Origin of the sequence: Arthrobacter sp. S41 (assembly GCF_004320535.1) — a bacterium.
In the GTDB taxonomy this organism is placed as follows: Bacteria; Actinomycetota; Actinomycetes; order Actinomycetales; family Micrococcaceae; genus Glutamicibacter.
Genome location: NZ_SIHY01000001.1, coordinates 2,240,107 through 2,263,231, shown reverse-complemented (window position 1 = coordinate 2,263,231; position 23,125 = coordinate 2,240,107). Strand labels below are relative to the sequence as shown.

Annotated in this window: 19 protein-coding genes; 13 read left to right on the top strand and 6 right to left on the bottom strand. The window is 57.3% G+C overall.

Going from position 1 to position 23,125, the window contains the following annotated elements; translation table 11 throughout:
* The first annotated feature begins 102 nt into the window (after window positions 1-102).
* Both EYR88_RS10375 and ltrA read left to right on the top strand, forming a co-directional pair.
* Window positions 103-708, top strand: a complete 606-nt coding sequence (locus tag EYR88_RS10375; RefSeq protein ID WP_131089567.1) for a malonic semialdehyde reductase — start codon at window positions 103-105, stop codon at window positions 706-708.
* Between the two features lie 525 nt (window positions 709-1,233).
* Complete coding sequence (gene ltrA, locus EYR88_RS10370; RefSeq protein WP_242632518.1) at window positions 1,234-2,643, top strand: group II intron reverse transcriptase/maturase; 1,410 nt, start codon at window positions 1,234-1,236, stop codon at window positions 2,641-2,643.
* 92 nt (window positions 2,644-2,735) lie between these two features.
* Here ltrA and EYR88_RS10365 read toward each other — a convergent pair whose 3' ends face one another.
* The 3 genes from EYR88_RS10365 to EYR88_RS10355 all read right to left on the bottom strand — a co-directional run bounded on the left by EYR88_RS10365 (window position 2,736) and on the right by EYR88_RS10355 (window position 6,034).
* Window positions 2,736-3,752, bottom strand: coding sequence for a sugar phosphate isomerase/epimerase (locus EYR88_RS10365; RefSeq protein WP_131089566.1), 1,017 nt, complete (start codon window positions 3,750-3,752; stop codon window positions 2,736-2,738).
* Window positions 3,749-4,921 carry a Gfo/Idh/MocA family oxidoreductase gene (locus EYR88_RS10360; protein ID WP_131089565.1) on the bottom strand — a complete coding sequence of 391 codons (1,173 nt, stop codon included), beginning with the start codon at window positions 4,919-4,921 and terminating at the stop codon, window positions 3,749-3,751. Before EYR88_RS10360 ends, EYR88_RS10365 begins: the two co-directional genes overlap by 4 nt.
* 105 nt (window positions 4,922-5,026) lie before the next feature.
* On the bottom strand, window positions 5,027-6,034 hold the full coding sequence (locus EYR88_RS10355; RefSeq protein ID WP_131089564.1) for a LacI family DNA-binding transcriptional regulator: 1,008 nt from the start codon (window positions 6,032-6,034) through the stop codon (window positions 5,027-5,029).
* Window positions 6,035-6,470: 436 nt separating this feature from the next.
* On the opposite strand from EYR88_RS10355, the gene iolC reads away from it, so the two are divergent.
* The 8 genes from iolC to EYR88_RS10315 all read left to right on the top strand — a co-directional run bounded on the left by iolC (window position 6,471) and on the right by EYR88_RS10315 (window position 16,776).
* Window positions 6,471-7,463 (top strand): 5-dehydro-2-deoxygluconokinase, encoded by a 993-nt coding sequence (iolC, locus tag EYR88_RS10350; RefSeq protein WP_131089563.1) that lies wholly within the window; start codon window positions 6,471-6,473, stop codon window positions 7,461-7,463.
* A gap of 2 nt (window positions 7,464-7,465) precedes the next feature.
* Window positions 7,466-8,410, top strand: coding sequence for a deoxyribose-phosphate aldolase (locus EYR88_RS10345; protein WP_207306488.1), 945 nt, complete (start codon window positions 7,466-7,468; stop codon window positions 8,408-8,410).
* 14 nt (window positions 8,411-8,424) lie between these two features.
* Window positions 8,425-10,356 carry a 3D-(3,5/4)-trihydroxycyclohexane-1,2-dione acylhydrolase (decyclizing) gene (iolD, locus tag EYR88_RS10340; RefSeq protein WP_131089865.1) on the top strand — a complete coding sequence of 644 codons (1,932 nt, stop codon included), beginning with the start codon at window positions 8,425-8,427 and terminating at the stop codon, window positions 10,354-10,356.
* A 41-nt stretch (window positions 10,357-10,397) separates the two neighbouring features.
* Complete coding sequence (locus tag EYR88_RS10335; RefSeq protein ID WP_131089562.1) at window positions 10,398-11,912, top strand: CoA-acylating methylmalonate-semialdehyde dehydrogenase; 1,515 nt, start codon at window positions 10,398-10,400, stop codon at window positions 11,910-11,912.
* Between the two features lie 94 nt (window positions 11,913-12,006).
* Window positions 12,007-12,927 (top strand): sugar phosphate isomerase/epimerase, encoded by a 921-nt coding sequence (locus EYR88_RS10330; protein WP_131089561.1) that lies wholly within the window; start codon window positions 12,007-12,009, stop codon window positions 12,925-12,927.
* A gap of 40 nt (window positions 12,928-12,967) precedes the next feature.
* Entirely contained in the window at window positions 12,968-13,981 is a 1,014-nt protein-coding gene (locus EYR88_RS10325) for a Gfo/Idh/MocA family oxidoreductase (protein WP_131089560.1), read from the top strand.
* A 7-nt stretch (window positions 13,982-13,988) separates the two neighbouring features.
* The gene (locus EYR88_RS10320; protein WP_131089559.1) at window positions 13,989-14,873 is read left to right on the top strand and encodes a sugar phosphate isomerase/epimerase family protein; all 885 of its coding nucleotides are present in this window, start codon (window positions 13,989-13,991) and stop codon (window positions 14,871-14,873) included.
* A gap of 235 nt (window positions 14,874-15,108) precedes the next feature.
* Window positions 15,109-16,776, top strand: coding sequence for a sugar porter family MFS transporter (locus tag EYR88_RS10315; protein WP_131089558.1), 1,668 nt, complete (start codon window positions 15,109-15,111; stop codon window positions 16,774-16,776).
* 68 nt (window positions 16,777-16,844) lie between these two features.
* Here the strand turns inward: EYR88_RS10315 and EYR88_RS10310 are convergent, their stop codons facing one another.
* A complete protein-coding gene (locus EYR88_RS10310; protein WP_131089557.1) occupies window positions 16,845-17,846 on the bottom strand; it encodes a LacI family DNA-binding transcriptional regulator in 1,002 nt (333 codons plus the stop codon).
* A gap of 96 nt (window positions 17,847-17,942) precedes the next feature.
* Here EYR88_RS10310 and EYR88_RS10305 point away from each other — a divergent pair, with 96 nt between their 5' ends.
* A complete protein-coding gene (locus EYR88_RS10305) occupies window positions 17,943-19,034 on the top strand; it encodes a Gfo/Idh/MocA family oxidoreductase (protein ID WP_131089556.1) in 1,092 nt (363 codons plus the stop codon).
* Complete coding sequence (locus EYR88_RS10300; protein ID WP_131089555.1) at window positions 19,031-19,822, top strand: TIM barrel protein; 792 nt, start codon at window positions 19,031-19,033, stop codon at window positions 19,820-19,822. Before EYR88_RS10305 ends, EYR88_RS10300 begins: the two co-directional genes overlap by 4 nt.
* 67 nt (window positions 19,823-19,889) lie before the next feature.
* Here the strand turns inward: EYR88_RS10300 and iolB are convergent, their stop codons facing one another.
* Entirely contained in the window at window positions 19,890-20,792 is a 903-nt protein-coding gene (gene iolB / locus EYR88_RS10295; RefSeq protein ID WP_131089554.1) for a 5-deoxy-glucuronate isomerase, read from the bottom strand.
* A 31-nt stretch (window positions 20,793-20,823) separates the two neighbouring features.
* A complete protein-coding gene (locus EYR88_RS10290) occupies window positions 20,824-21,564 on the bottom strand; it encodes a GntR family transcriptional regulator (RefSeq protein ID WP_131089553.1) in 741 nt (246 codons plus the stop codon).
* Window positions 21,565-21,924: 360 nt separating this feature from the next.
* Between EYR88_RS10290 and EYR88_RS10285 the strand changes: the two genes are divergently transcribed.
* The gene (locus tag EYR88_RS10285; RefSeq protein ID WP_131089552.1) at window positions 21,925-23,103 is read left to right on the top strand and encodes a Gfo/Idh/MocA family oxidoreductase; all 1,179 of its coding nucleotides are present in this window, start codon (window positions 21,925-21,927) and stop codon (window positions 23,101-23,103) included.
* Window positions 23,104-23,125 lie beyond the last annotated feature (22 nt).

Sequence of the window (23,125 nt, the reverse complement as noted above, 5' to 3'; positions counted from 1 at the left end):
CGGAATGAGTGATCAGCTCAGCTGGTTGTGCACGGTAGACAAGATCCTCTGTCCGGTACCGGCCCAATGCCCGGCGCGCGGGCCGAACCGAAAGGTCATCTCATGACTGTTGCATCCCAGGAAAACCAGGTCGACTCAGCGACCATCAACACCATCTTTGGCGAAGCCCGCACCGCAAACGCATTCACCGGTGAAGTCACCGAAGCTCAGGCGCAGGAGATCTACGAACTGGCAAAGTTCGGCCCAACCGCCTTCAACTCCCAGCCACTTCGCGTGACCTACGTACGTTCGGCTGAAGCACGCGCCACCTTGGTTGACGCTATGGCTCACGGTAACCAGGCCAAGACCGCCGCCGCTCCACTGGTAGCAATCCTCAGCTACGACACCGCATGGCACGAACAGTGGGACAACTTCCTGCCAGGCTACAACGCCCCTAAGGCCATGTACGACGCAGACGCTGACTTCACCGCCGCTACCGGCAACAACAACGCTCACCTGCAGGCAGGCTACTTCTTGCTGGCCGCACGTAGCCTTGGCTTCGCAGTGGGCCCAATGACCGGTGCTAACTTCTCGGCTATCGACGCTTCCTTCTTCCCGGAAGGTGACCAGAAGAGCTTCCTTGTAGTCAACATTGGTCAGCCAGCCGAAGGCGAAATCGGTGCACCAAAGGCTCGCTTTGGCTACGAAAACGTAGTTCGCACCGTCTAAGTACAGACGCAAAGAAGCCCGGAATTCACCACGTGAATTCCGGGCTTCTTTGTGTACGCCCAGCATGGGCATTTACTTGGAGGTGAAAGTCCTCTGGCCGGGAAGATGGTTTAAGGCCTAGCTGAAGGCAACTGCGTCACCGCGAGGTGGGGTGGGAAGGAAGCCGGAGGCAAACCTCTGCACCGAGGAACACGAATCACATGTGAGGCATGTCTGTCGGGGTAAGCCAGCGCAAGATGGTGAAGCCCGCTCCATCGAAACGGCAGATGTGTATATGTGGCGGGCGCAGGGAGAAAGTGAATGCTCTTATCTGGGGAGGTCTGTCCCAGTGCACCACCTGTCTTCTGACTGAGTGGGGCGGTTCTGGCCGAGAGGTCAGTAACTGATGGGGCAGAAGTCAGCAGAGGTCATAGTACCTGCCTAGGAATCGCGTCGGGTGAGGAACCTGATCGTTTGCCTGAGACCCATTGTGGTTGATGAGGGAGGCAGGGAAGGGCTGAACGCTGGGAATTGATGGACTGAAGCATGAGTTCTCGTGCTCACATGATTATCGCAGAAAACCCACGGACGTGGTGGGGCAGAGAGGGGATGGTACCGGTGAATCCGGGAGAGTATTTTCTTGCGTGTAGCGTTGAGCCGGCGGCTGATGGGAAAGACATCAGGGATCAACAAGTTGATCTGTGGGAGCAAGTGTTCTCGCGAGGTAATTTGTTGATTGCATTGAAACGTGTTGAGCGGAATAAGGGTTCTGCTGGTGTTGATGGGCTTGAAGCGCATGAATTGCGTGATTGGTGCCGTGAGCATTGGATCGAGACTCGGAAGTCGCTTGATGCTGGAACGTATGCGCCGTTGCCGGTGCGTCAGGTGATGATTCCGAAGCCTGATGGTGGGGAACGGATGCTGGGTGTTCCGTCTGTGTTGGATCGGTTGATTCAGCAGGCTCTCGCGCAAGTGCTTTCCCCGATTTTCGATGAGGGGTTCGCACCGATGTCTTATGGATTTCGGCAGGGCAAAAGCGCCCATGGCGCTGCTTCGATGGCTCGTAAGGTTATTGAGCAGGGGTATCGGTGGGTTGTGGAGGTTGATCTGGATGCATTCTTTGATCGGGTGAACCATGACGTGCTGATGTCCAGGATTGCGCGGAAGGTGAAAGACAAGCGGGTTCTGAAGCTTGTTCGGAAGTATTTGACGGCTGGGATCATGGCGCAGGGTGTTCGTCGGGAAACGGTGGAGGGCACTCCGCAGGGGTCGCCTTTATCGCCGTTGCTCTCGAACATCATGTTGGATGATTTTGATCAGGAGTTCTGGTCGAGGGATCACCGTTTTGTGCGGTATGCCGATGACATCAGAATTTTTGTGAAGTCGAAACGTGCTGCCGAACGGGTGTTGGATCAGGCGACGAAAGTCCTTGAACAGCGCCTGAAGTTGAAGGTTAATCGGCAGAAATCAGTGATCAATCCGGCGAGTGTTGCAACGTTGCTGGGTTTTGGTTTCTACTTCGTCAAAGGTTCGAAGGTCAGGATCAGGGTTGCTCCGAAGGCGTGGATACGCATGAAGGAGCGGATTCGGAGGTTGACTTCTCGGCGGTGGAGTGTGTCGATGGAGTACCGTATCGAGCAGTTGAATCGTTTTGTTCGGGGTTGGATGGGTTATTTCCGGTTGTCGATGACGGCGGATAAATTTGCCACACTCGATCAATGGTTTAGACGTCGGTTGCGTCAGATCCGTTGGGTTGAATGGAAGCGTCCTCGTACTCGGGTGGCGAATCTTCGCCGTCTGGGGATTGTCAAGGATAAGGCTTACCAGTGGGGAAACAGTTCACGTGCGTATTGGCGTGTGGCGAAGTCCCCGATTCTTCATCGTGCCTTGCCAACTTCATATTGGGAGGAGTTGGGTGTGCTGTTCCTTCGCCGTGCTTGGGATCGTTTTCAGTGACTTGGCGAACCGCCGGATGCGGGCCCGCATGTCCGGTGGTGTGAGAGGCGGGGGCTAGACACCCCCGCCTACTCGATGCCAGCGAAAGGTTATTAAGAAGCTTTGGTCAGCGAGGCTTCTAGGGCTGCGTCGGCCTCGATCAGCACCTTGGCCGCTACTTCCAGCCCCTCAACGGCACCGAGTTCGGTGTCCTCGTGTTCGATGTTCACCATCATTTCTGGATCCACCTCGTGCAAAGCACGCAGGAATTCGGTCCAGAACGCGGTGTCATGTCCCTTGCCCAAGGCCACAAAGTCCCAGGCTGAGTTCTTTGGCCACTCGTTAGCCCACTCGTCGCCACCGAGGTTGGTGCGGGGCTCATCTTCGCCCAACTTGCGGAAGCTGTTATCCAGCACGCCCTGAACCGCGGCATTGGCGTTGATGCGCACATCCTTGGCCGCTGCGTGGAAGACCCACTGGCCGAGGTCACGGACAACGGCCACCGGATCCATCTGCTGCCAGAACAGGTGTGAGGCATCTAGTTCAATGCCGATGTTGCTGGTTCCAGCGCGCTTAAGTAGCTCGCGGAAGCTTGCAGGGTTAAAGACCAGGTTCTGCGGGTGCAGCTCCAAGGCGACCTTCACTCCGTGGGCAACAGCCAGCTCGTCGATTTCTTTCCAAAATTGAGCAGCGATCCCGAATTGGTAGTCCAACTGGTCCAAGGCTGCCGAATTCCAGGCATTAACTACCCAGTTTGGGTTGGTGCCGTTGTGCTCTCCAGCGGGCAGTCCGGACATGGTGACCACACGAGTCTGACCTAGGCGAGCCGCCAACTTGATGGAGCGGCGGATGTCCTCGGCGTGCTTTTCGCCGATTTCACGGTTGGGGTGCAGCGGGTTGCCGTTGCAATTCAGTCCGTAAATTTCCACGCCGGTGCCTTCAAATTGAGCGAGGAAAGCATCACGAGCGTCATCGGATTCTAAGATCTCATCGATATTTGGCACGTGTACTGGTGGCAAGAAACCGCCAGTGTTCAGCTCAACTCCGGTGAGCCCTTGGTCGGCTATGACCTTGAGTGCTTCGGTCAGCGGGTGGCTGTGGAGGATTGCGTTGTAGACACCGAGTTTCACAGCGAAACCTTCTTTCCGTCGTGGGTAGCGGACTGCACGACCGCCTGCAGGATCTGCATATTGTGCACACCCTCGTCGAATGATGCGTTGGTTGGAAGGGCGTTCTCTAGGCCGGCGACCTCGTCGAGGAAGGCGCGGGCCTGGTAGCCGAAGGCGTCATTCTGGCCAAAGCCAACACCTGGTGCGTCCATTGGTAGACCGCCACTGATGTAGGCATGCTCCGAGCCGAGGTTCACGGTGCGGTAACCGTTGGTTGCCGAGGGACCCTCGGTGAGCATGATTTCGATTTCCGAGGGGCGCAGCTGGCTGAAGCGTGCGGCGCCCTTTTCGCAAAAGACCTCGAAATTCAGTGTGTTGGGGTGACCGGCTGCCACGCGGGAAACTTCCAAGCTGCCCGAGGCTCCAGCGAACTGAACGCTGAACGCTGCGTAGTCGTCGTTTTCCACTGGCTCAGAAGTCTCGCTGAGTTCCGCCAGATCGTGGCCGGTGACGGCGCCGGCTGGAAGGAAGCGGTCGGTGATGCTGGTGCTCAGCTGGCCGCCGCTGACCGAGAGGATGTCTCCAGCCAAGAATTCGGCCACGTAGGCCAAGTGGCTTCCCACATCGGCCAGTGCGCCCGAGCCTGGCTTGCCCTTAAAGCGCCAGCTCATTGGGGCCTGTGGGTTGTGACCGTAGTCGGTCCAGTAACGGCCGGAGAAATGTAGAACCTTGCCCAGGGTGCCATCGGCGATGAGGTTCTGGATTGTGGCGATGCCTGGGGTGCGGCGGAAGGTGAAACCAACGCGAGCCACGGAGTTGGCGTTGCGGGCCGCGAGGGCCATTGCTTCGGCCTCTTCGAGGGTGTCAGCCAGCGGCTTTTCGCACAAAACGTGCTTGCCGGCAGCCAGTAGACCCTCAACTGCTTCGCGGTGGAAACGATTGGCAATAACTACTGAGACCACGTCGATATCTGGATCTGCGGCCACCTCTTGCCAGGAGCTGAGGGCCTTTTCGTAGCCGTAACGCTTGGCGACCTTGGCCGCGAGATCGGTGTTCACATCAGCTACGGCAACGTAGCGAAGTGGTGGCAAGTCGGAGCTGTAGAAGGTTGGTGCAGTGCGGTATCCAGCGATGTGGGACAGCCCGGCCATGCCGGCGCCAATGACGGCAATGCCGATGGTTTTTGTCACGGAATTCTCCTGTGTGAAAGTTGTTCATGGAATATTTTGGAGCGCTCCAAAAAAGTGTAAAGGCGAATCCGGACGGCGGTCAAGTGGTTGGCTGAGAAGAATTATTTAGCGGGTTCGAGGTGCGGCGCAGGTGCCACGCTCAATCAGCGTGGGCTCCATCGAAACGCTTTGCGCCTCGCGCTTGGGATCAGCCAGTCGAGAGATCACTTGCTGCGCTACACGAAGCCCAAGATCGCGGTTGCGGCTATCCATCGTGGTCAGTCGCAACAGATGCGTGTCGGATAGTGGCGAGTTATCGTAACCAATCACCGATAAGTCCTCGGGCACCGAGAGTCCCTGATCGCGGGCCGCGGCCAGGGCGCCCATGGCCATCGAATCGTTGCCGGCCAAGATGGCGGTTGTGGCCGGAGCCTGATCTAAGAGTTCAATAGTGCCCTGATAACCACTGGCTTCGGTGGTTTGCGGGCTCGTGGTGATCACCTGCGCGCTGAGCCCGGCGGCTTGCATGGCCTCCAGGTATCCGGCGCGCCTGAGCCTTGAGGCACCGCCACCGCCACCTACGTGACCAATGTGCTGGTGCCCAAGCGAAATGAGATGCTCGATGGCGCGGCGTGCACCGAGTTGGTCATCGCTCGCGGTGACATCGGCTCCGGGCACCTGGGTTTCGCGGTTACCGGCCACCACCACCGGAACGTGCGAAGGAAAGCGCATGGCGGGTGTGGGCTCGGTGGCGAGCACCAAAGCCTCAACCCGTGTACTGAGGAAGCCTTCGAGTGGATCGGATTCTACGTGCGCGTTCAGCGTGCGGTCCGAGACTGCGATGCGCAATCCGGCGCTACTTAGCCCTTCCTGCAGGCCGCGCAGCAATTCAACAAACCACAGGTTAGTGTAGTCATCGATAACCACACCAACGGTCTGACTGGTACCACCGGCCAGGGCAGTGGCGGCTTGGCTGGGGCGGTAATTTAATTCCTTGATGGCGGCAAGCACCGCCTCGCGGCGCGGGGCCGAAACGCTGGGCGAGTTGCGAAGCACCAAAGACACGAGGGATTTGGAGACACCCGCGGCCTGGGCGACGTCATAGATGGTCGCTCGTTGGCGTTCTGCTGCCACAGTGCCTCCTGAAGTTTGACTGGTCTTCTCGTTAAGAGCCTAGCGTTAGGGTCGGGTCAGTGTTTTCGCCTGAGGGCTACTTCTTGCAAATCTTGGCACATAGGCAGCTGATTGTGACTGGCTGCCTTGCTGGGTCAGGTTGCTGGTTTTGCGCTCTCGGCACACCCTGGGCGGGGCCGAGAATCGAGGCTTCTGAACACAAGACGTTGCTGACCTAGGTTGTTTTACGCGTAATTTTTTTCGTCCAAACAGGCTAACTTCCTTGAAAATCCGGGGAAACTCAAAGTGGGACAAAGTTAACTTGTAAATATGTCAGTACAAACCTTTGACAGGCCAAAGGGTTTTGATGCAAAGTAATAACTGTGCTTCCCCTCACATCGAGAAAAAACGGAGCACCGGCATACAGAACTTCAAGCTCGAAAGGACGTCGATCCGCGTGAACTACGACGTACTGACCCTCGGACGCATCAGTGTTGATGTTTACCCGAACGACATCGGTGTCGGCCTTGCCGACGTGACCTCCTTCGGCAAGTACCTCGGTGGTTCCGCCACCAACGTCGCGGTAGCTGCTGCACAGCACGGACGTGCTGCCGGCGTGGTCACCAAGATTGGTGATGACGACTTTGGCACCTTCCTAGAACGTGAACTGGACCGCTATGGCGTGGACCGCACCCAGGTAACTCGCGATGAAACCCTGCAGACTCCGGTGACCTTCTGCGCAATCCTGCCACCAGATGATTTCCCACTGTACTTTTACGGTCGCTTCCCGATGGCTCCGGACTGGAACATCAATACCAGCGACATTGACCTTGAATCGGTCAAAAATTCCAAGATCTTCTGGAGCACCGTCACCGGCCTGAGCCGTGAACCATCACGCAGCGCACAGCTGGCAGCCTATGAAGCTCGGCCGGTTGAATCCCTGGGTGAAGGCCAGTTCACCATCTTGGATCTGGACTACCGCCCAATGTTCTGGGATTCGGTAGAACAGGCTCGTGAACAGGTCACCCAGGCTTTGGCCTCAGCAACCGTAGCCATTGGCAACGACACCGAATGCACGGTGGCCGTTGGCGCGGGAACCCCGGATGAACAAGCGGACCGCTTGCTGGACGCAGGTGTGCAGATTGCCGTCGTCAAGCTCGGCCCAGAAGGTGTGATGGCTAAAACCCGCACCGAACGTGTGGTCTCCGCACCGGTTCGGGTACAGACCGCCAACGGTCTGGGCGCGGGAGATTCCTTCGGTGGAGCCTTCTGCCACGGGTTGCTTTCCGGATGGCCACTAGAGCAGGTATTGGATTACGCCAACGCTGCCGGAGCCATTGTGGCTTCCAAGGTCGCCTGCTCGGATGCGATGCCTAACCCAGAAGAAGTTAACGCACTGCTGGCCGAGCGTGGCCGCACCGTCCCGACCTCCCAGAAAGACCTGGTCTAGTCATGCAACAGGCACCCGAGTTGAGTGTGGACCTTGAAGATCCACGCCGCTACGAATCCATCACCCGCCGGCGACTAGAAGATCCGGCATCGGTTCTTCGGGCAGCACAGCTACGCCAGAAGCACGCCGGCCAGGTACTGGGGCGACAGAATTTTATTATCGCTGCCGACCACCCGGCCCGCGGTGCCCTCTCGGTGGGAAAGCGAGCCACCGCCATGGCAGACCGCCGCCAGCTCTTGGACCGACTGCAGATCGCCTTGCAGAACCCGGCTTGTGACGGTGTGCTGGCTTCGCCAGATATCCTCGATGACCTGCTGCTTCTTGGGGCGCTAGAGGGCAAATTGGTTTTTGGATCAATGAACCGTGGCGGACTGACCGGCTTGGTGAACGAGATTGATGATCGCTTCACCGGACACAGCGCTGCGGCGCTGGCCGCACTGGGCGCTGATGGTGGCAAGATGCTCACCCGGATCAGCTACGAAGATCCGGACACCGTAAAAACGCTGCAAGCTACGGCCGACGCAATCTCCGACTTGGCCGAGCACCAGCTGGTGGCCATGGTGGAACCTTTCATCTCCAAACGGGTGGAGGGCAAGGTAGTCAACGACCTTCGCCCAGACGCCGTGATCAAGTCCATGGGCATTGCTTCCGGACTCGGGGCATCCAGTGCCTACACCTGGCTGAAGATTCCAGTGGTCCAGGAAATGGAACGCGTTATGGCCGCTACCACCTTGCCTACCGTATTACTTGGCGGGGACCCAGCCGGTCAACCGGACGAAATCTTCGCCTCGTGGCAAGAGGCCCTAGCCCTACCTTCGGTGCAGGGACTGACCGTGGGACGAACCCTGCTCTATCCCGAAGACGGGGATGTAGCCGGCGCCGTGGCCACCGCTGCATCACTACTGAACAACAGCACAACTGCAGCAAACGCAGAAGGACAAGCTTGATGACTACACGCATAATGACCGTCGCACAGGCAGTGGTGGAATTCCTCGGCCGCCAGTACACGGTGGATACCATTGGCGGAACTAAGTACCGCGAACGGCTGATTCCTGGCATGTTTGGCATTTTTGGTCACGGCAATGTTGCCGGCGTAGGCCAGGCACTGAAGCAGTGGCAGGCCAAGGATCCAAGCCTCATGCCTTACTACCAGGGCCGTAACGAGCAGGCGCAGTCGCACCAGGCTGTTGCCTACGCACGGCACACCCGCCGCCGTGCCACCTACGCGGTCTCCACGTCCATCGGCCCAGGATCCTCCAACCTGCTCACCGGTGCCGCCCTAGCTACGGCTAACCGCCTGCCGGTGCTGTTGCTTCCTTCCGATACCTTTGCCACCCGCGCAGCGGATCCGGTACTGCAGCAGTTGGAAATGCCTCACGGATATGACATCACCGTTAATGACGCTTTCCGTCCGCTGTCCAAGTACTTTGACCGTGTCACCCGTCCCGAGCAGCTAGCAAGCGCACTGCATCACGGACTGCGGGTGCTCACCGATCCGGCAGAAACCGGTGCGGTGACCATCTCGTTGCCTCAAGATGTGCAGGCCGAAGCTTTTGACTTCCCGGAAGAGTTTTTTGCTGAACGTGAGTGGAAGATTCGTCGCCCAGAGCCTGAGGCGCAGGACATTGCCGAAGCTGCCAAGATGATCCGTGCGGCCAAGCGCCCACTGATTGTTGCCGGTGGCGGAGTGCTCTACGCCCTTGCTACCGAGGAACTGGCCGCGTTCTGTGAAGCGACCGGCATCCCGGTAGGCAATACCCAGGCCGGAGTCGGTGCGCTGCCATGGGATTCGAAGTACTCACTGGGTGCTATCGGTTCCACCGGAACCACCGCAGCTAACGCATTGGCTGAACAGGCGGATCTGATCATTGGTATCGGCACCCGCTACGAAGACTTCACCACCGCCAGCCGCACCGCTTTCCAAAACCCTGACGTGAAGTTTGTGAACATCAACGTGGCCGCGCTTGATGCCTACAAGCACGGCACCGTTCTGCCAGTAGTGGCAGATGCTCGCAAGGCACTGATCGCACTGCGCGAAGCGCTGAGCGGATACCGCGTTGAGGGTGCTTTGGAAGTACAGACCGCCAGCGAAAAGCAGCGCTGGAATGCCACCGTTGATGAAGCCTTCTCCGAACGACTGAGCCCCTTGGTCAGCCAGAACGCGATCATTGGCGCAGTCAACGAAGCCATGGATTCACGAGACGTTGTAGTTTGCGCCGCTGGTTCCCTGCCCGGAGACCTGCACAAAATGTGGCGGGTGAGCGATCCGTTCGGCTACCACGTGGAGTACGGATTCTCCTGCATGGGCTACGAAATTGCCGGTGGGATAGGCATTAAGCGTGCAGTGCAGGCCGAAACCGAGCGCGGGGATCAAGAAAACCGCGACGTGGTGGTCATGGTGGGCGACGGCTCCTACCTGATGATGCACACCGAGCTGGTCACCGCGGTGGCCGAGGGCCTGAAGGTCATCACCGTACTCATCCAAAACCACGGTTATGCCTCCATCGGTGCACTTTCGGAGTCCCTAGGATCCCAGCGCTTCGGTACCAAATACCGCACCTTGGATTCTGCCAGCCACAGCTTTGATGAAGGCGAAACCTTGCCTATCGATCTGGCGACCAACGCCGAATCCTTGGGTGTAAAGGTCATCAGGATTACCCCTGGACCGGATGCCATCGAGGATCTGTCGGCGGCCATCGCCCAGGCCAAGGCGGCACCCGAAGGCTCGGGCCCGATCCTGATTCACATCGAATCCGACCTGTACGCCGATGCACCATCGAGTGAATCTTGGTGGGATGTGCCAGTCAGTGAAGTTGCTGAACTTGAAAGCACCACCGAGGCCTACAAGAACTACACCAACAACAAATCTCGCCAAAAGCCCCTACTGGGCTAGCGCAGACACACCATAAACCTCAAGACCAAAGGATCTAAGCAATGACTACTATCGCCACTGACGTCGCAGAAATCTTGCACTACATCAACGGTGCCCCATCGGCAGGAACCGGCACCCAGACCCAGCCGGTTTACAACCCAGCCACCGGTGAAATCACCGGCCAGCTACACCTGGCCAGCAGCGAAGACCTGGAGCAGGTTGTTGCGGCAGCTCGCACCGCGGCAGATAGCTGGGGCGAAGTTTCGATCGCCAAGCGCACCAAGATCATGTTCCGCTTCCAGCAGCTGCTCAGCGAGCACACCGATGAGCTGGCACGCATCATCACCAGCGAACACGGCAAGGTTCTTTCCGACGCCGCCGGTGAGATCGGCCGCGGATTGGAAGTAGTGGAGTTTGCCTGCGGTATCTCCCAGTCCCTGAAGGGCGACTACTCGGATCAGGTAGCCGGCGGAATTGACGTCTTCTCCTTCCGCCAGCCACTGGGTGTTGTTGCCGGTATTACCCCATTCAACTTCCCGGTCATGGTGCCATTGTGGATGGCTCCGGTAGCCATCGCCGCCGGTAACGCATTCATCCTGAAGCCATCCGAGCGTGACCCATCGGCTTCCATGCTGATTGCCGATCTGTTCAAGCAGGCAGGCCTGCCCGACGGTGTCTTCCAGGTACTGCACGGTGGCAAAGAAACCGTAGATGGTTTGCTAGCCCACCCAGAGATCGATGGAATCTCCTTTGTTGGGTCCACTCCGATCGCCAAGTATGTACACGAGACCGCTACCAAGTACGGCAAGCGAGTACAGGCTTTGGGTGGCGCGAAGAACCACGCCGTAGTCATGCCAGATGCCGACATGGATTTGGCAGCAGATCACATCAACGCCGCTGCATTCGGCTCCGCCGGTCAGCGTTGCATGGCCATCTCCGTGGCTGTCGCCGTGGGTGAGGGAGCAGATGCTTTGGTCGATAAGCTGGCTGAGCGTGGCCGCGGAGTTAACGTCTCCCACGGTCTTGATGAGAAGGCGGATATGGGCCCGGTCATCACTCCAGCGTCCAAGTCACGCCTGCAGAAGATCGTCGGCGAGGCAGAACAGGCCGGTGCAGCACTGGTCATCGACGGACGCGACCTGGTGGTCAAGGACCACGAAAACGGCTTCTTTGTTGGCCCAACCATCATCGACAAGGTCAACCGCGAAATGAGCGCCTACACCGAAGAAATCTTCGGCCCGGTACTGGTGGTCCTGCGTGTAGATAGCTTGGAAGAAGCCATTGAAGTAGTCAACGCCAACCCTTACGGTAACGGCACCGCGATCTTCACTTCCTCCGGAGCTCACGCCCGCACCTACACCCGCCGCATCCAGGTGGGCATGGTGGGCGTGAACATTCCATTGCCAGTCCCTGTGGCTTGGCACTCCTTCGGTGGCTGGAAGGATTCGCTGTTCGGTGAGCACCACATCTTCGGCCCAGATGGTGTGCGTTTCTACACCCGAGGCAAGGCCGTGACGCAGCGTTGGCCAGAACCAACACAGCAGTCCACCGCCTCGTACAGCTTCCCTTCCAACTAGGTTTGCGCACACAAAAATAATTGTCCTTCGTGCCGATGCCGGCCAGTAATCGGTCGGCATCGGCACTGAGTATTGAAAGATTCTGGTTTATCCCATGGCACAAAACATCACCATCGGAACTGCACCGGACTCCTGGGGAGTCTGGTTTGCCGATGATCCAAAGCAGACCCCTTGGCAGCGCTTCCTTGATGAGGTGGCCGAGTCTGGTTACAAAACTATTGAACTGGGCCCGTACGGGTACCTGCCCACCGACCCCTCTCAGCTCGCTGACGAGTTGGCCGCTCGCGACCTCAACGTCTGCGCCGGTACCGTTTTCACCGCTTTCCACCGCGGGATCGACGGCAGCGCGAAGGCTTGGGAAGAAGCGTGGGAGCCAGCCCGTAAAGTAGCAGAGCTGACTGCCGCTGTGGGCGGTGAACATATGGTGGTGATTCCGGCGATGTGGCGTGATGACGTCACCGGGCAGGCACTAGAGTCTGGAACTCTGGACGTCGCCGCGTGGGATGCTCTGGCTAAGGGGCATGACCGGTTGGGCAAGATTCTGTTTGAAGAGTACGGCCTGAAGCAGCAGTTCCACTCTCACGCCGACTCACACGTTTGTGGTCAGCCGGATATCGAGAAGTTCCTTGAACTGACCGACCCGCAGTTCACCAACCTGTGCTTGGATACCGGTCACGCCGAATACGGTGGAGCTTCCAGCGTGGATCTGATCCGTCGTTTCCCGGAGCGCATTGGTTACCTGCACTTAAAGCAGATCAACCCAGACATTCTGGCTACGGTCCGTGAGCAGGACATGACCTGGGCTGCTGCCAACTTGGCCGGGGTTATGTGCGAGCCACCTTCCGGACTACCTGATCTCAACGAGGTCTTGAAGGAAGTTGAGAAGCTGGGCCGTCCGATCTTCGGCATTGTTGAACAGGACATGTACCCGGTGGCTGACTTCTCGGTGCCTTTGCCTATTGCCACGCGCACCCGCGATTACCTGCTGAGCTGCGGCTCCCGTAGTCACGTCTAAGCAATCTTCACCTAAAAAAGAACTTTTGAAAGGACATATCGTGCCAGAAATCCTGCGCGTTGCCGTCGTTGGAGCCGGACGCATGGGCGCTGACCACATTCAGCGGATCCACCACCGTATTTCAGGGGCTGAAGTGGCCGCTGTTGTTGATATCGACACTGATCGTGTTAATGCTGCCATCGAAGGCATCCCGGGAGCCAAGGGCTACACCGACTTGGCTGCTGCGCTCGCTGATGGCGACGTGAATGCGGTACTGCTGGCCACCCCGGGCTTCCTGCACCACGATGCATTGTTGACTGTGCTTGAGGCCGATATTCCGGTCTTGTGCGAGAAACCGTTAACCCCTGATGCTGCTTCCTCCTGGGAGATTGTTGAAGCCGAAGCGAAGCTTGGTCGAAAGCGTATTCAGGTGGGCTTCATGCGACGCTTTGACGCGGAATACCAGCAACTGCGTAAGGTTGTTGAGCAGGAGAACCTAGGCGAATTACTGGTATTGCACCACCAGCACCGTAACCCTTCCACCCCCGCAGGTTTCACCAACGAGATGCTGATCCATGACTCGGTGGTTCACGAGTTTGATGCTATTCGTTACTTCACCGGTGAAGAGATCACCTCGGTACAGGTGCGTTTGGGCAAGGCCACCCGCAATGCCCCGAATGGTCAGCATGATCCTCAGCATGTGTTGATCGAAACCTCGTCAGGGGTATTGGCTGACGTGGAGATCTACGTCAACGCAAAGTTCGGCTACGAGGTAGCAACACAAGCGTCCTTTGAAGACGGTATTGTCTCCATCGGCAATGACGCTGGCCCTTATGTCCGAACCGCAGGTCAGTGGGGCGGAAAGATTACCCCTGGCTTTGAAGAACGTTTTGGTGCCGCCTACGACACTGAGATTCAGTCGTGGGTTGATGCGGCGTTGGTTGGTGAGCTTGGCGGTCCTAGTGCATGGGATGGCTACGCTACTGCGGCCTGCTGCGAAGCAGGCGTTGAAGCCCAAGGCTCGGGCCAGAAGGTAGAAGTTAAGCTGAACTCCAAGCCGGATCTCTACAACTAGGGGCATCATGAAATATGCATTGGACCCAACTCCATTTCATTCCACGCACTCGGTGCTGGAATTCCCGAAGCTGGCCGCGGACCTAGGTTATGACTACATTCAGTTGACCCCGCACGCGGATATCATTCCATTCTTCACTCATCCAAAAGCGGATGATGACTTGGTGGCGAAGTTAGCGGCGGAATGCAAAAACACGGGTGTTGGGATTGCGTCAGTATTGCCGGTGCTGCGCTGGTCCTCGCCGGATGAAAACTTGCGCCAAACTGCGGTGCGGTATTGGAAGCGTGCCATCCAGATTGCCGTTGATCTGGGTGTGAACCAGATGAACACTGAGTTCACTGGGCGACCTGAACGAGCCGAAGAATCCGAGGCTGCGTTCTATCGTTCCATGGAGGAGATCGTACCGATCCTTGAGCGCGAAGGCATCAACGTAGCCATTGACCCGCATCCGGATGACTTTGTGGAAGAAGGCTTGGCTGCGTGGCGTGTGATCCGTGGGGTCAATTCGCCGAACCTGTCCTTTGTTTATGTGGCTTCGCATTCCTTCCATATGAAGGATGAGCCGTTGGAGATTATGAAGACAGTGGGGGACCGGCTTCGTGTGGTTCACGTGGCTGACACGATGAACCACCATGCTTCGCACGGTCTGCGCTACATCACCAATCCTCCGGGCAATGCTGTACGTGTGCACCAGCACCTGAAAATTGGTGATGGTGATGTGAATTGGGATGAGTTCTTCTCTGGCCTGGTGGACACCGGGTTTACGGACCGCGAGGACAGTGTCATGGTCTCTAGCGTTTTTGCTGAGAACGAGAACGCCATTGAAGTCTCCAAGTACCAGTTGGAGCAGATGCGCGCCCGAGTCGCTGCCGCCCAGTCGGCACGTTCATAAAGTGATATCTTTCGTATAGAGAAGTGCTCTCATGACATGAACCGAACCTAATAACAGGTTCGGTTCATGTCATTTAACTGACGTCTGAAACGGAGTCGAAGAGTGAATGACTCTCTCACAACTCAATGTTGACCTGTGTTTGTTCAGTGCATGAGCGACGCAGGAAAGGATTGAAAAGTTACGAGCGAGTATTTGTTAGGACAAATAGGCGTAAAAGCTTGCCCGTCCAACACTGATGACGTATTGTCCTTACATATGGGCTGTGAAGCCCATCACTTTCAGTTTATATGGCAGGGACCAAGATGATGCGAAGCAGCACCTTGTCAGAGCGAGCGAAGGGGATTGGATCATCGATGATCCGACGGCCGAGATTGGGTCGGCTAATCCTTCGCTTGAGCAAACCAAAGGAGTTTTCATGTCCAGTGCGCAAGCTGCATCCACCGCGCCGAGTCTACCGCCCCTGACTAAGGGGCCACATTCAAAACGACTCGGCTTGATTTCCATTGTTGCCTGCTTCGGCGGACTGCTTTTCGGTTACGACACCGGCGTAGCCAACGGTGCCGAGGGCCCAATGGCAGCAGAGCTAGGGCTTGGCCTTTTCCAAGTCGGTATTGTCATTAGCTCGTTGGTCTTCGCGGCCGCTGTTGGTGCGCTGGCCTGCGGCCGCATCGCCGATGCCGTGGGACGCCGCCGCGTCATCATGGCGCTTGCAGGGATGTTCCTCTGCGGAACGCTTTTGGTTGTTTTATCGCCGGCGTCCGCCGACTATGGCACGTTCTCACCACTGGGCTTTGCGGTGTTGGTTTCTGGCCGCATCTTGCTCGGTCTGGCAGTTGGCGGTGCCTCAACGGTGGTCCCGGTTTACCTAGCAGAACTTGCCCCGTACGAAATCCGTGGCTCGATCACCGGCCGCAATGAGCTGGCTATCGTCATCGGACAGCTATCGGCCTTTGTGGTTAACGCGATCCTCGCTGTGACCCTGGGGCATGTGGATGGCATCTGGCGCATCATGTTTGCGGTGTGCGCGGTGCCAGCGGTTGCACTATTCTTCGGAATGTTGCGCATGCCGGAATCACCTCGTTGGTTGGTTGAAAAGCGTCGTTATGCTGAAGCCTTGCGCATTCTCAAAACGGTCCGTTCACCTGAACGTGCATTGGCCGAGGTCCACGAGGTGGAAGTTATCGCCGAGCGGGAAAAGAAGGAAAATAAGCAGGTTGGCTGGAAAGCCATCATGGAAAACAAATGGCTGCGACGCATTCTGCTGATCGGCATCGGCGTCGGTATAGCCCAGCAGCTCACTGGTATCAACTCGATCATGTACTACGGCACCCGCGTGCTTGAAGAGTCGGGCATGTCTGCAGAGCAGGCTGTGTTGGCGAACATCGCATTTGGTGCGGTAGCCGTTATTGGTGGCGTGATTGCGCTACGCAATATGGATCTGATCGACCGCCGAAAGACTTTTGTAATCGGTTTGTCGCTCACCACCATCTGTCACCTGCTGGTCGCGTTTGCCGGAATGCTACTTCCTGTTGGAAACCCCGCAAGGCCAATCGTGATCATGATCCTTGTAGTGGCATTTGTGCTCTCGATGCAGACTTTCTTAAACGTTGCAGTATGGGTCTGGCTAGCTGAAGTCTTCCCACTACACATGCGTGGTCTGGGTATTGGAATCTCGGTGTTCTTTGTCTGGATTACCAACGGCTTCCTGGCCCTCTACTTCCCTACCTTGATTTCAGGAGTCGGGATCACCGGCTCATTCTTCCTCTTTGCTGGCATTGGCGTCGTAGCGTTGATCTTCGTAGCCACTCAGGTTCCCGAAACCCGGGGACGCTCGCTGGAAGACCTGGAGGAGGATGTCTCCACAGGCGCTATTTATCTGGTCAAAGCGCAGGCAGACGGATAATCCCAAACTGATTTTTGCGAGATAACCAAAACCAAGCTCGTCACTAGTAAGTGGCGAGCTTGGTTTTGTCATGGCCGCCGTTCGCCTGTACTGCCGCGTACCACGAGTTGCGGAGCGTGAATGCTGGATTTGCCTGAAGCATTCAAAGCTGCGTGGATTGCTGCTTCCGCCAACGCTGTGACATCCTGCCGGACACTGGTCAGATCTGCGTGCGCCAGTCGGGAGAATTCACTGTCGTCGTAACCGGTCAAGCTGATCTGTGCAGGAACCTGTAGAGCTGCCAGATCGATCGCCTGCCGGGCCCCTAAGGCTGCACGGTCATTAAAAGCCAAAACCGCTGACGCGCACTGTGTTCTTGGTGTTTGCTCTAGGTAGTCATGCAGGGCCTGGAAAGCGGTAGTTTCATCTGCTCCGGCCACTAAGACTTGGGCTTGAACCTTGGCGCTTGCCGCGGCGGCAACAAAAGCATCACGACGCTGCCGGGCTGCGACAGCGGAACCGCCATCGAGATGCAGCAAGCGAGTATGACCCCGTGCTACCAGGTGCTCAACTAGCTGCTTAATGCCTGCAGCTTCGTCGGTGATGATCGAGGGCAGGCCCTTGACCTTACGCAGCAGACTGATCACCGGAAGCTGCTTGGAGACCTGGGTGAGTTGAGCGGCGGGGAGTTCTGGGAAGACGCCAATTACCGCCTCAACGCCCGCGTCGATCAGGGTGTTCAGTACCCGGCGCTCGTCACGGTGTTTACCGGTGGCGCCCAAGATGATTTCGAAGCCATGAGCGTCTGCTTGGGCGTACAGTGCGTCTGCCAGCTCTGCGTGCAGAGGCTCGCCGAGTGCAAGCGCCAAACCCAACGTCCTGCTACGGGTACTGCGTAGCGATCTCGCGCGTGAGTCGGGGCGATAGCCGAGGTTTGCTGCTACCTGTTTGACCTTGGCCCTTGATTCTTCGCTGGCCCCTTCGGCGCCCCGCATCACGATCGAGGCCAAGGCGACCGATACTCCGGAAGCGCGGGCGACATCCGTAAGTGTTGGGCGTTTGGGCGGCCGCGATGCGGAGTTTGAGGACATTGGTCAAACTTTCTTCTAGAACGTTATAGACACCTGCTATCTAGTGTGCCATGATTTTTCTGAACACCATATCTAGAACGTTCTAGGAGAATCTTCATGGCTTACCAATCATTGCCAGAAACCGTTGCCCAGCCATTGCGTATTGCCGTCATCGGTACCGGCTGGATCGGCGCATTCCACGCCCGCACCGTGGCACAATACCTGCCCGACGCACAGCTGCATGTTGTCGCTGATCCTGCACCAGGGCGCGCTGCACAACTGGCCGCGGAACTCGGCTGCACCAACTACACCGAAGACATCGCCGATGTTTTTGCTGACGAAACCGTGGACGCCGTGGTCATCGGTGCGCCTTCAAGCTTCCACGCGTCCCTGATCGCGCAGGCCGCAGCAGCTGGCAAACACATTTTCTGCGAGAAGCCAGCTGCCCACGCCTTGGCTGACCTTGATAGCGCACTGCAGGCTGTCGATGACGCTGGTGTCTTGCTGCAGATCGGCTTCAACCGACGCTTCTCGCAGGACTTTGCCGCCGCCGCAGAACAGGTTAATTCCGGTGCTATCGGCACCCCGCAGCTCTTGCGTTCGCTGACCCGTGACCCAGAAGTGGCCGGTGGATTGCCCAATGCCGCAAAGATCCGCTCCCACGTGATCTTCACCGAGACGCTGATCCACGATTTTGACACCTTGAACTGGCTGAACCCGGGTGCCGAAGTTGTAGAAGTTCACGTCATGGCCGACGCCTTGGTTGCACCAGAGCACCGTGACACCGGATTGTTGGACACCGCGGTGGTCACCATGCGCTACTCCAACGGCGCGATCGCTGTGGCTGAAGCGAACTTCTCAGCCAGCTACGGCTACGACGTCCGCGGAGAAGTATTCGGTTCCAAGGGCATGGTTCAGGCAGGCAATCCAGTACAGGTAGCAGCTTCAAGCTTCGACGCTCAAGGTGCCCACGCTCCGACCGAGCGACTGAACATTGAACTCTTCGCTCAGGCCTACCGTGATCAGCTTTCGATCTTCACCCGCAAGATTCGTGGCTTGCGCGAAGGCAGTGCCGATGCGGCTCTGGCTGTGCCAACGGGCACCGATGCTCGTGCGGCCCTGCGTGTAGCACTGGCCGCCTTAGAGTCTTCCGAAACCGGGCTTCCGGTCAAGCTTGAGTCAGCAACTCGACTCGCGGTGAACGCATGAGTGCGCAGCTAGCAGTCTGCGCGGAAATGGTCTTCCTGGACCTACCGCTGCTGGAGCGAGTCAAAAAACTTGATGAAGCCGGCTTTGAAATTGAACTCTGGGATATCCGAGATAAAGACCTTTCAGCCTTAGCGGCCACCGGCGCTCGCTTCGGCTCCATGACAGGCTACAGCGAAGGTAGCTTGTGCGATGCAAGCAGTGCGCACGAAGTAGTACGCACCGCCAAAGAATTGATCCCGGCAGCCAAAGAACTAGGCATTAATCGTCTGGTGGTGCACTCGGCCCAGCTCGTTGACGGCCAAGCAGCAACCCCGCGGTTCCGCGCTACTGGTGACATGTGGTTGACCGCAGTGAAAACCCTAGAAGAATTGGGACGTCTGGGTGCGGAGCATAACGTGACGTTTATGCTGGAGAATCTCAATACGATTCTTGACCACCCCGGCATCCCACTAGGGCGAGCTAAAGACACGTTGGCACTGGTCAAGGCCGTTGATCACCCCAACGTCAAGATGATGCTTGATCTTTATCATGCGCAAATTGGCGAGGGGAACCTCATCGAACTGGTGCGTGCGGCCAGCCCTTATATTGGCGAGATTCAGGTCGCGGACGTTCCAGGACGCTGCGAGCCTGGCACCGGGGAGATCAATTATCAAGCCGTAGCCAAGGCACTAGCCGAGCTACGGTATTCCGGCCCAATCGGCATGGAAGCCTATGCCAGTGCGGATTCCGAAGGCGCTCTTGCGGCTTTCGCTCAAGCCTTTGAACCACTGGTGCAGCACACCAGCTAATAGACAGAACGAAGCGGCGGCTACCGGGACAACCGGTAACCGCCGCTTCGCTGTCTGACTTTGTGGACTACGCTGAGGGGCCAAACGGTAAGCGTGGATCCATGCTCTGGGAGTCCCAGGTCTGGCGGATCCAGCCGTGGTGTGGGTCATCGCTGATGAGCCAGTCTCGGACTCGTCCGGGCCCAGCCATAACGTTCAGATAGTAGAGGTCGTAACCAGGGGCCGCCATCGCTGGACCGTGCCAGCCATAGGGAACCAAGACAACATCGCCGGTGCGAACCTCTGCATTAACGTCGATGGGACGCTCGTCCGAGGCGTAGACGCGGGCATATCCCACGGGGTCGGTTTCCTGTGGGGCTGGCATATCTCGGGCTAGCTGAGTTTCGAAGTAGTAGATCTCCTCGAGGCTAGTCTCGCCTTCTTTTTCCTCATCGTGCTTATGTGGAGGGTAGGAAGACCAGTTGCCGGCCGGGGTGATAACTTCACAAACAATAAATCGGTCAGCTTCCAGGGCAGCTGGAGTTCCGAAGTTGTGAACCTGACGGGAGCAATTGCCAGCTCCGCGCAGTTCCACCGGAGTCTGCTCAGCCTTGATCAAACGCGTTGGGTACGACTCTTTGGCCGGGGCCAGGGTGATGGCGACGCGGCCACCCTGTGGAGCGCTGATGCTCAACGCCGTATTGATGCCTGTGTAGAGCACGTCTGCGGGGCCCGCGAATACCGAGGCGCGACCGGTGAGAACATGATCCTCGCCGTCAATGCTGACGGTGAATGACTCACCGGAGAGTGGAACCACGATGCGTTCTTCGCCCGCGGCCTCCAACCGGATCGTTTGTCCGACAGCCAGCTCGGTCACCTTGAGCCCAGTATGGGCCCAGCCGTCAACGCGCGTGGCGGAGTCGTGGGCACCAAGTGAGATGCTCCATTCTCCATCGGTGGCGGAACCTGCAGGGTAGATCCAGTCGGTCATTCTTAGTCCTTTCGACGGCGGTGTCAGGTGCTTAGCGTTGCACCAAGGTCATTTCAAAGCTGTATGCGTCAGCGCGGTAGACGTGAGACCCCGTCTCAACGTTGCGACCAGTGTCATCAACAGCCGTGCGCTGCATGGTGACTAGGGCTGATCCGGCCTCCGCATCCAAGGCTTTCGCTTGGATATCATCGGCAATAGTTGCACCAATGCGCTGTTGTGCGAGTCGGAAATTAACACCCGCATCACGCAAGAGTTCGTATAGCCCATGGGCGCGCAGTGACTTTTCGTCAAGCTCAACAATGTCGTCGCGTACCCAGTTTTCCATCAAGGCCAGCGGGCTGCCGCCGGCCGAACGCAGACGGGTGAAGTGATAGACCGAAACATCCTTGGGCAAGGAGAGCAATTCCTGGATCTGCTCTGGAGCCGGAATATGTTCAAAGCTGAGCAGAGTAGTGGAAGGCTTTTTCCCGGCGCGCTCAAGGTCATCATTCAAGCTCGAAAGTTCAAGGTGCCTACGGATCTGACTGGAGACAACCTGTGTTCCCACACCGCGCTTGCGGACCAAGAGTCCGGACTGGACGAGGTCATCCATGGCCTTGCGAATGGTGGGGCGAGATAATCGCAGTCGCTGGGCCAGCTCAATTTCGTTTTCTAGTCGAGTGCCCGAGGCGAGAGAACCATCGCGGATGGCACCTTCGATGCCCTGCGCTACCTGGTGGTAGAGGGGGATTGGTGAAGATCGATCGATCTTGATGCTCAGTGGTGTGCTCACAATTGCTCCTTGTCGGCGACCTTGTGGTTATATGTCGCCTTGACAGGACAAACTATATAGGAAAGTTGAGCCTTTGGGCATCCCTTGAGTGAAAATCCGCGTGATCTAAAGCTTGGGGCCTCTTTCCGCGCCATGCCTGCTTCCTGATCAACTGTAGATCCTGAGATTAAAAGTGGTCTATGACTAGGGAATTTGGACAGAATCGTTTGCTTGTCCAATTGTCCTGACAAGAAATCTTCCAAAAATCGTTGCCTGTGAATCGAAAGGGAGCATATGGTTTTTGGAACGGTCCAAAAAAGGATGCCCGTCGAGGCACCACGAACATTTCGGCGCACGTCGCCAGGATAAGAGGAGAAGTTCATGAACAAACAGCGCACCATTGGAGTTGGGCTGATCTCGGTGGGATGGATGGGGAAGCTGCATGCTCGCGCGTACAGTTCAGTTCCCTATGTATATCCGGAATTGGGTATCAAACCACGGCTGATTGTTGCTGCGGATACCGAACAATCGCGGGTGGACTACGCGGTGGACACCCTTGGCTTTGAACGTGGAACTTTGGATTACCACGAGGTACTGGCCGATCCCGAGGTAGACGTTGTATCCATCTGTGCACCCAACTTCCTGCACGCGCAGATGGCCATTGCCGCGGCTGAGGCGGGCAAGCATTTCTGGATCGAAAAACCAGCGGGCAGGAGCCTGGCTGAGACGCAGTCCATTCAAGAAGCGGTAGCCCGCAACGGCGTTGAAACCTCCGTTGGGTTCAATTACCGTCATGCCCCTGCTATCGAACGGGCCCGAGAATTGGTGCGTGATGGTCGGCTGGGTGAAATCACCAACGTTCGCGCCAGCTTCCTTGCTGGCTATGCGGCTGATCCGCGGGCGGCATTATCTTGGCGCTTCAACCGAGAGCTTGCCGGTAGCGGCGTACTTGCTGACCTATTTAGTCATGCGGCTGACCTGTGCAGCCATGTTGTAGGTTCCATCCAGAGCATTTCAGCCTCAACCAATGTCATGATTCCCTCCAGGCCAAAACTGTCGATGGGTCAAGGCACGCACTTTGATCTGATTGAAGGCGGTGAGATGGGTGAGGTGGAAAACGAAGATTATGCTGCAGCACTTGTTCGGTTCAACCCAGCAGGCCTCGCGCAGCGCGCCATTGGAACCATTGAAGCTTCCCGTGTGGCTGTTGGCCCACAGTGCGGTTATCGTTTGGAAATCTATGGCACTGAAGGCTCGGTTAAGTGGGACTTTGAGCGCATGAATGAACTTGAAGTGGTCCTTGGGCGAAGCAATGAAGAGCAGGGATTCACCACGGTGATTGGTTCGCCAAAGCATGGAGAGTATTCACGGTTCCAGCCTGGTCCGGGCAATGCCATGGGCTTTGATGACCTGAAAATTATCGAAGCCAAGAAGTTCCTTGTCGCAGTGTGTGGAGGGGAGAAAACGAACTCCACCATTGCTGATGCCGTAGCCGCGGCTGCCCTCGTTGACGCTGCTGAAATTTCCGCGTCCACCGGCCAGTGGCAACAAATGAGCTAATCAGCGCAGGACTGGAAGGAGC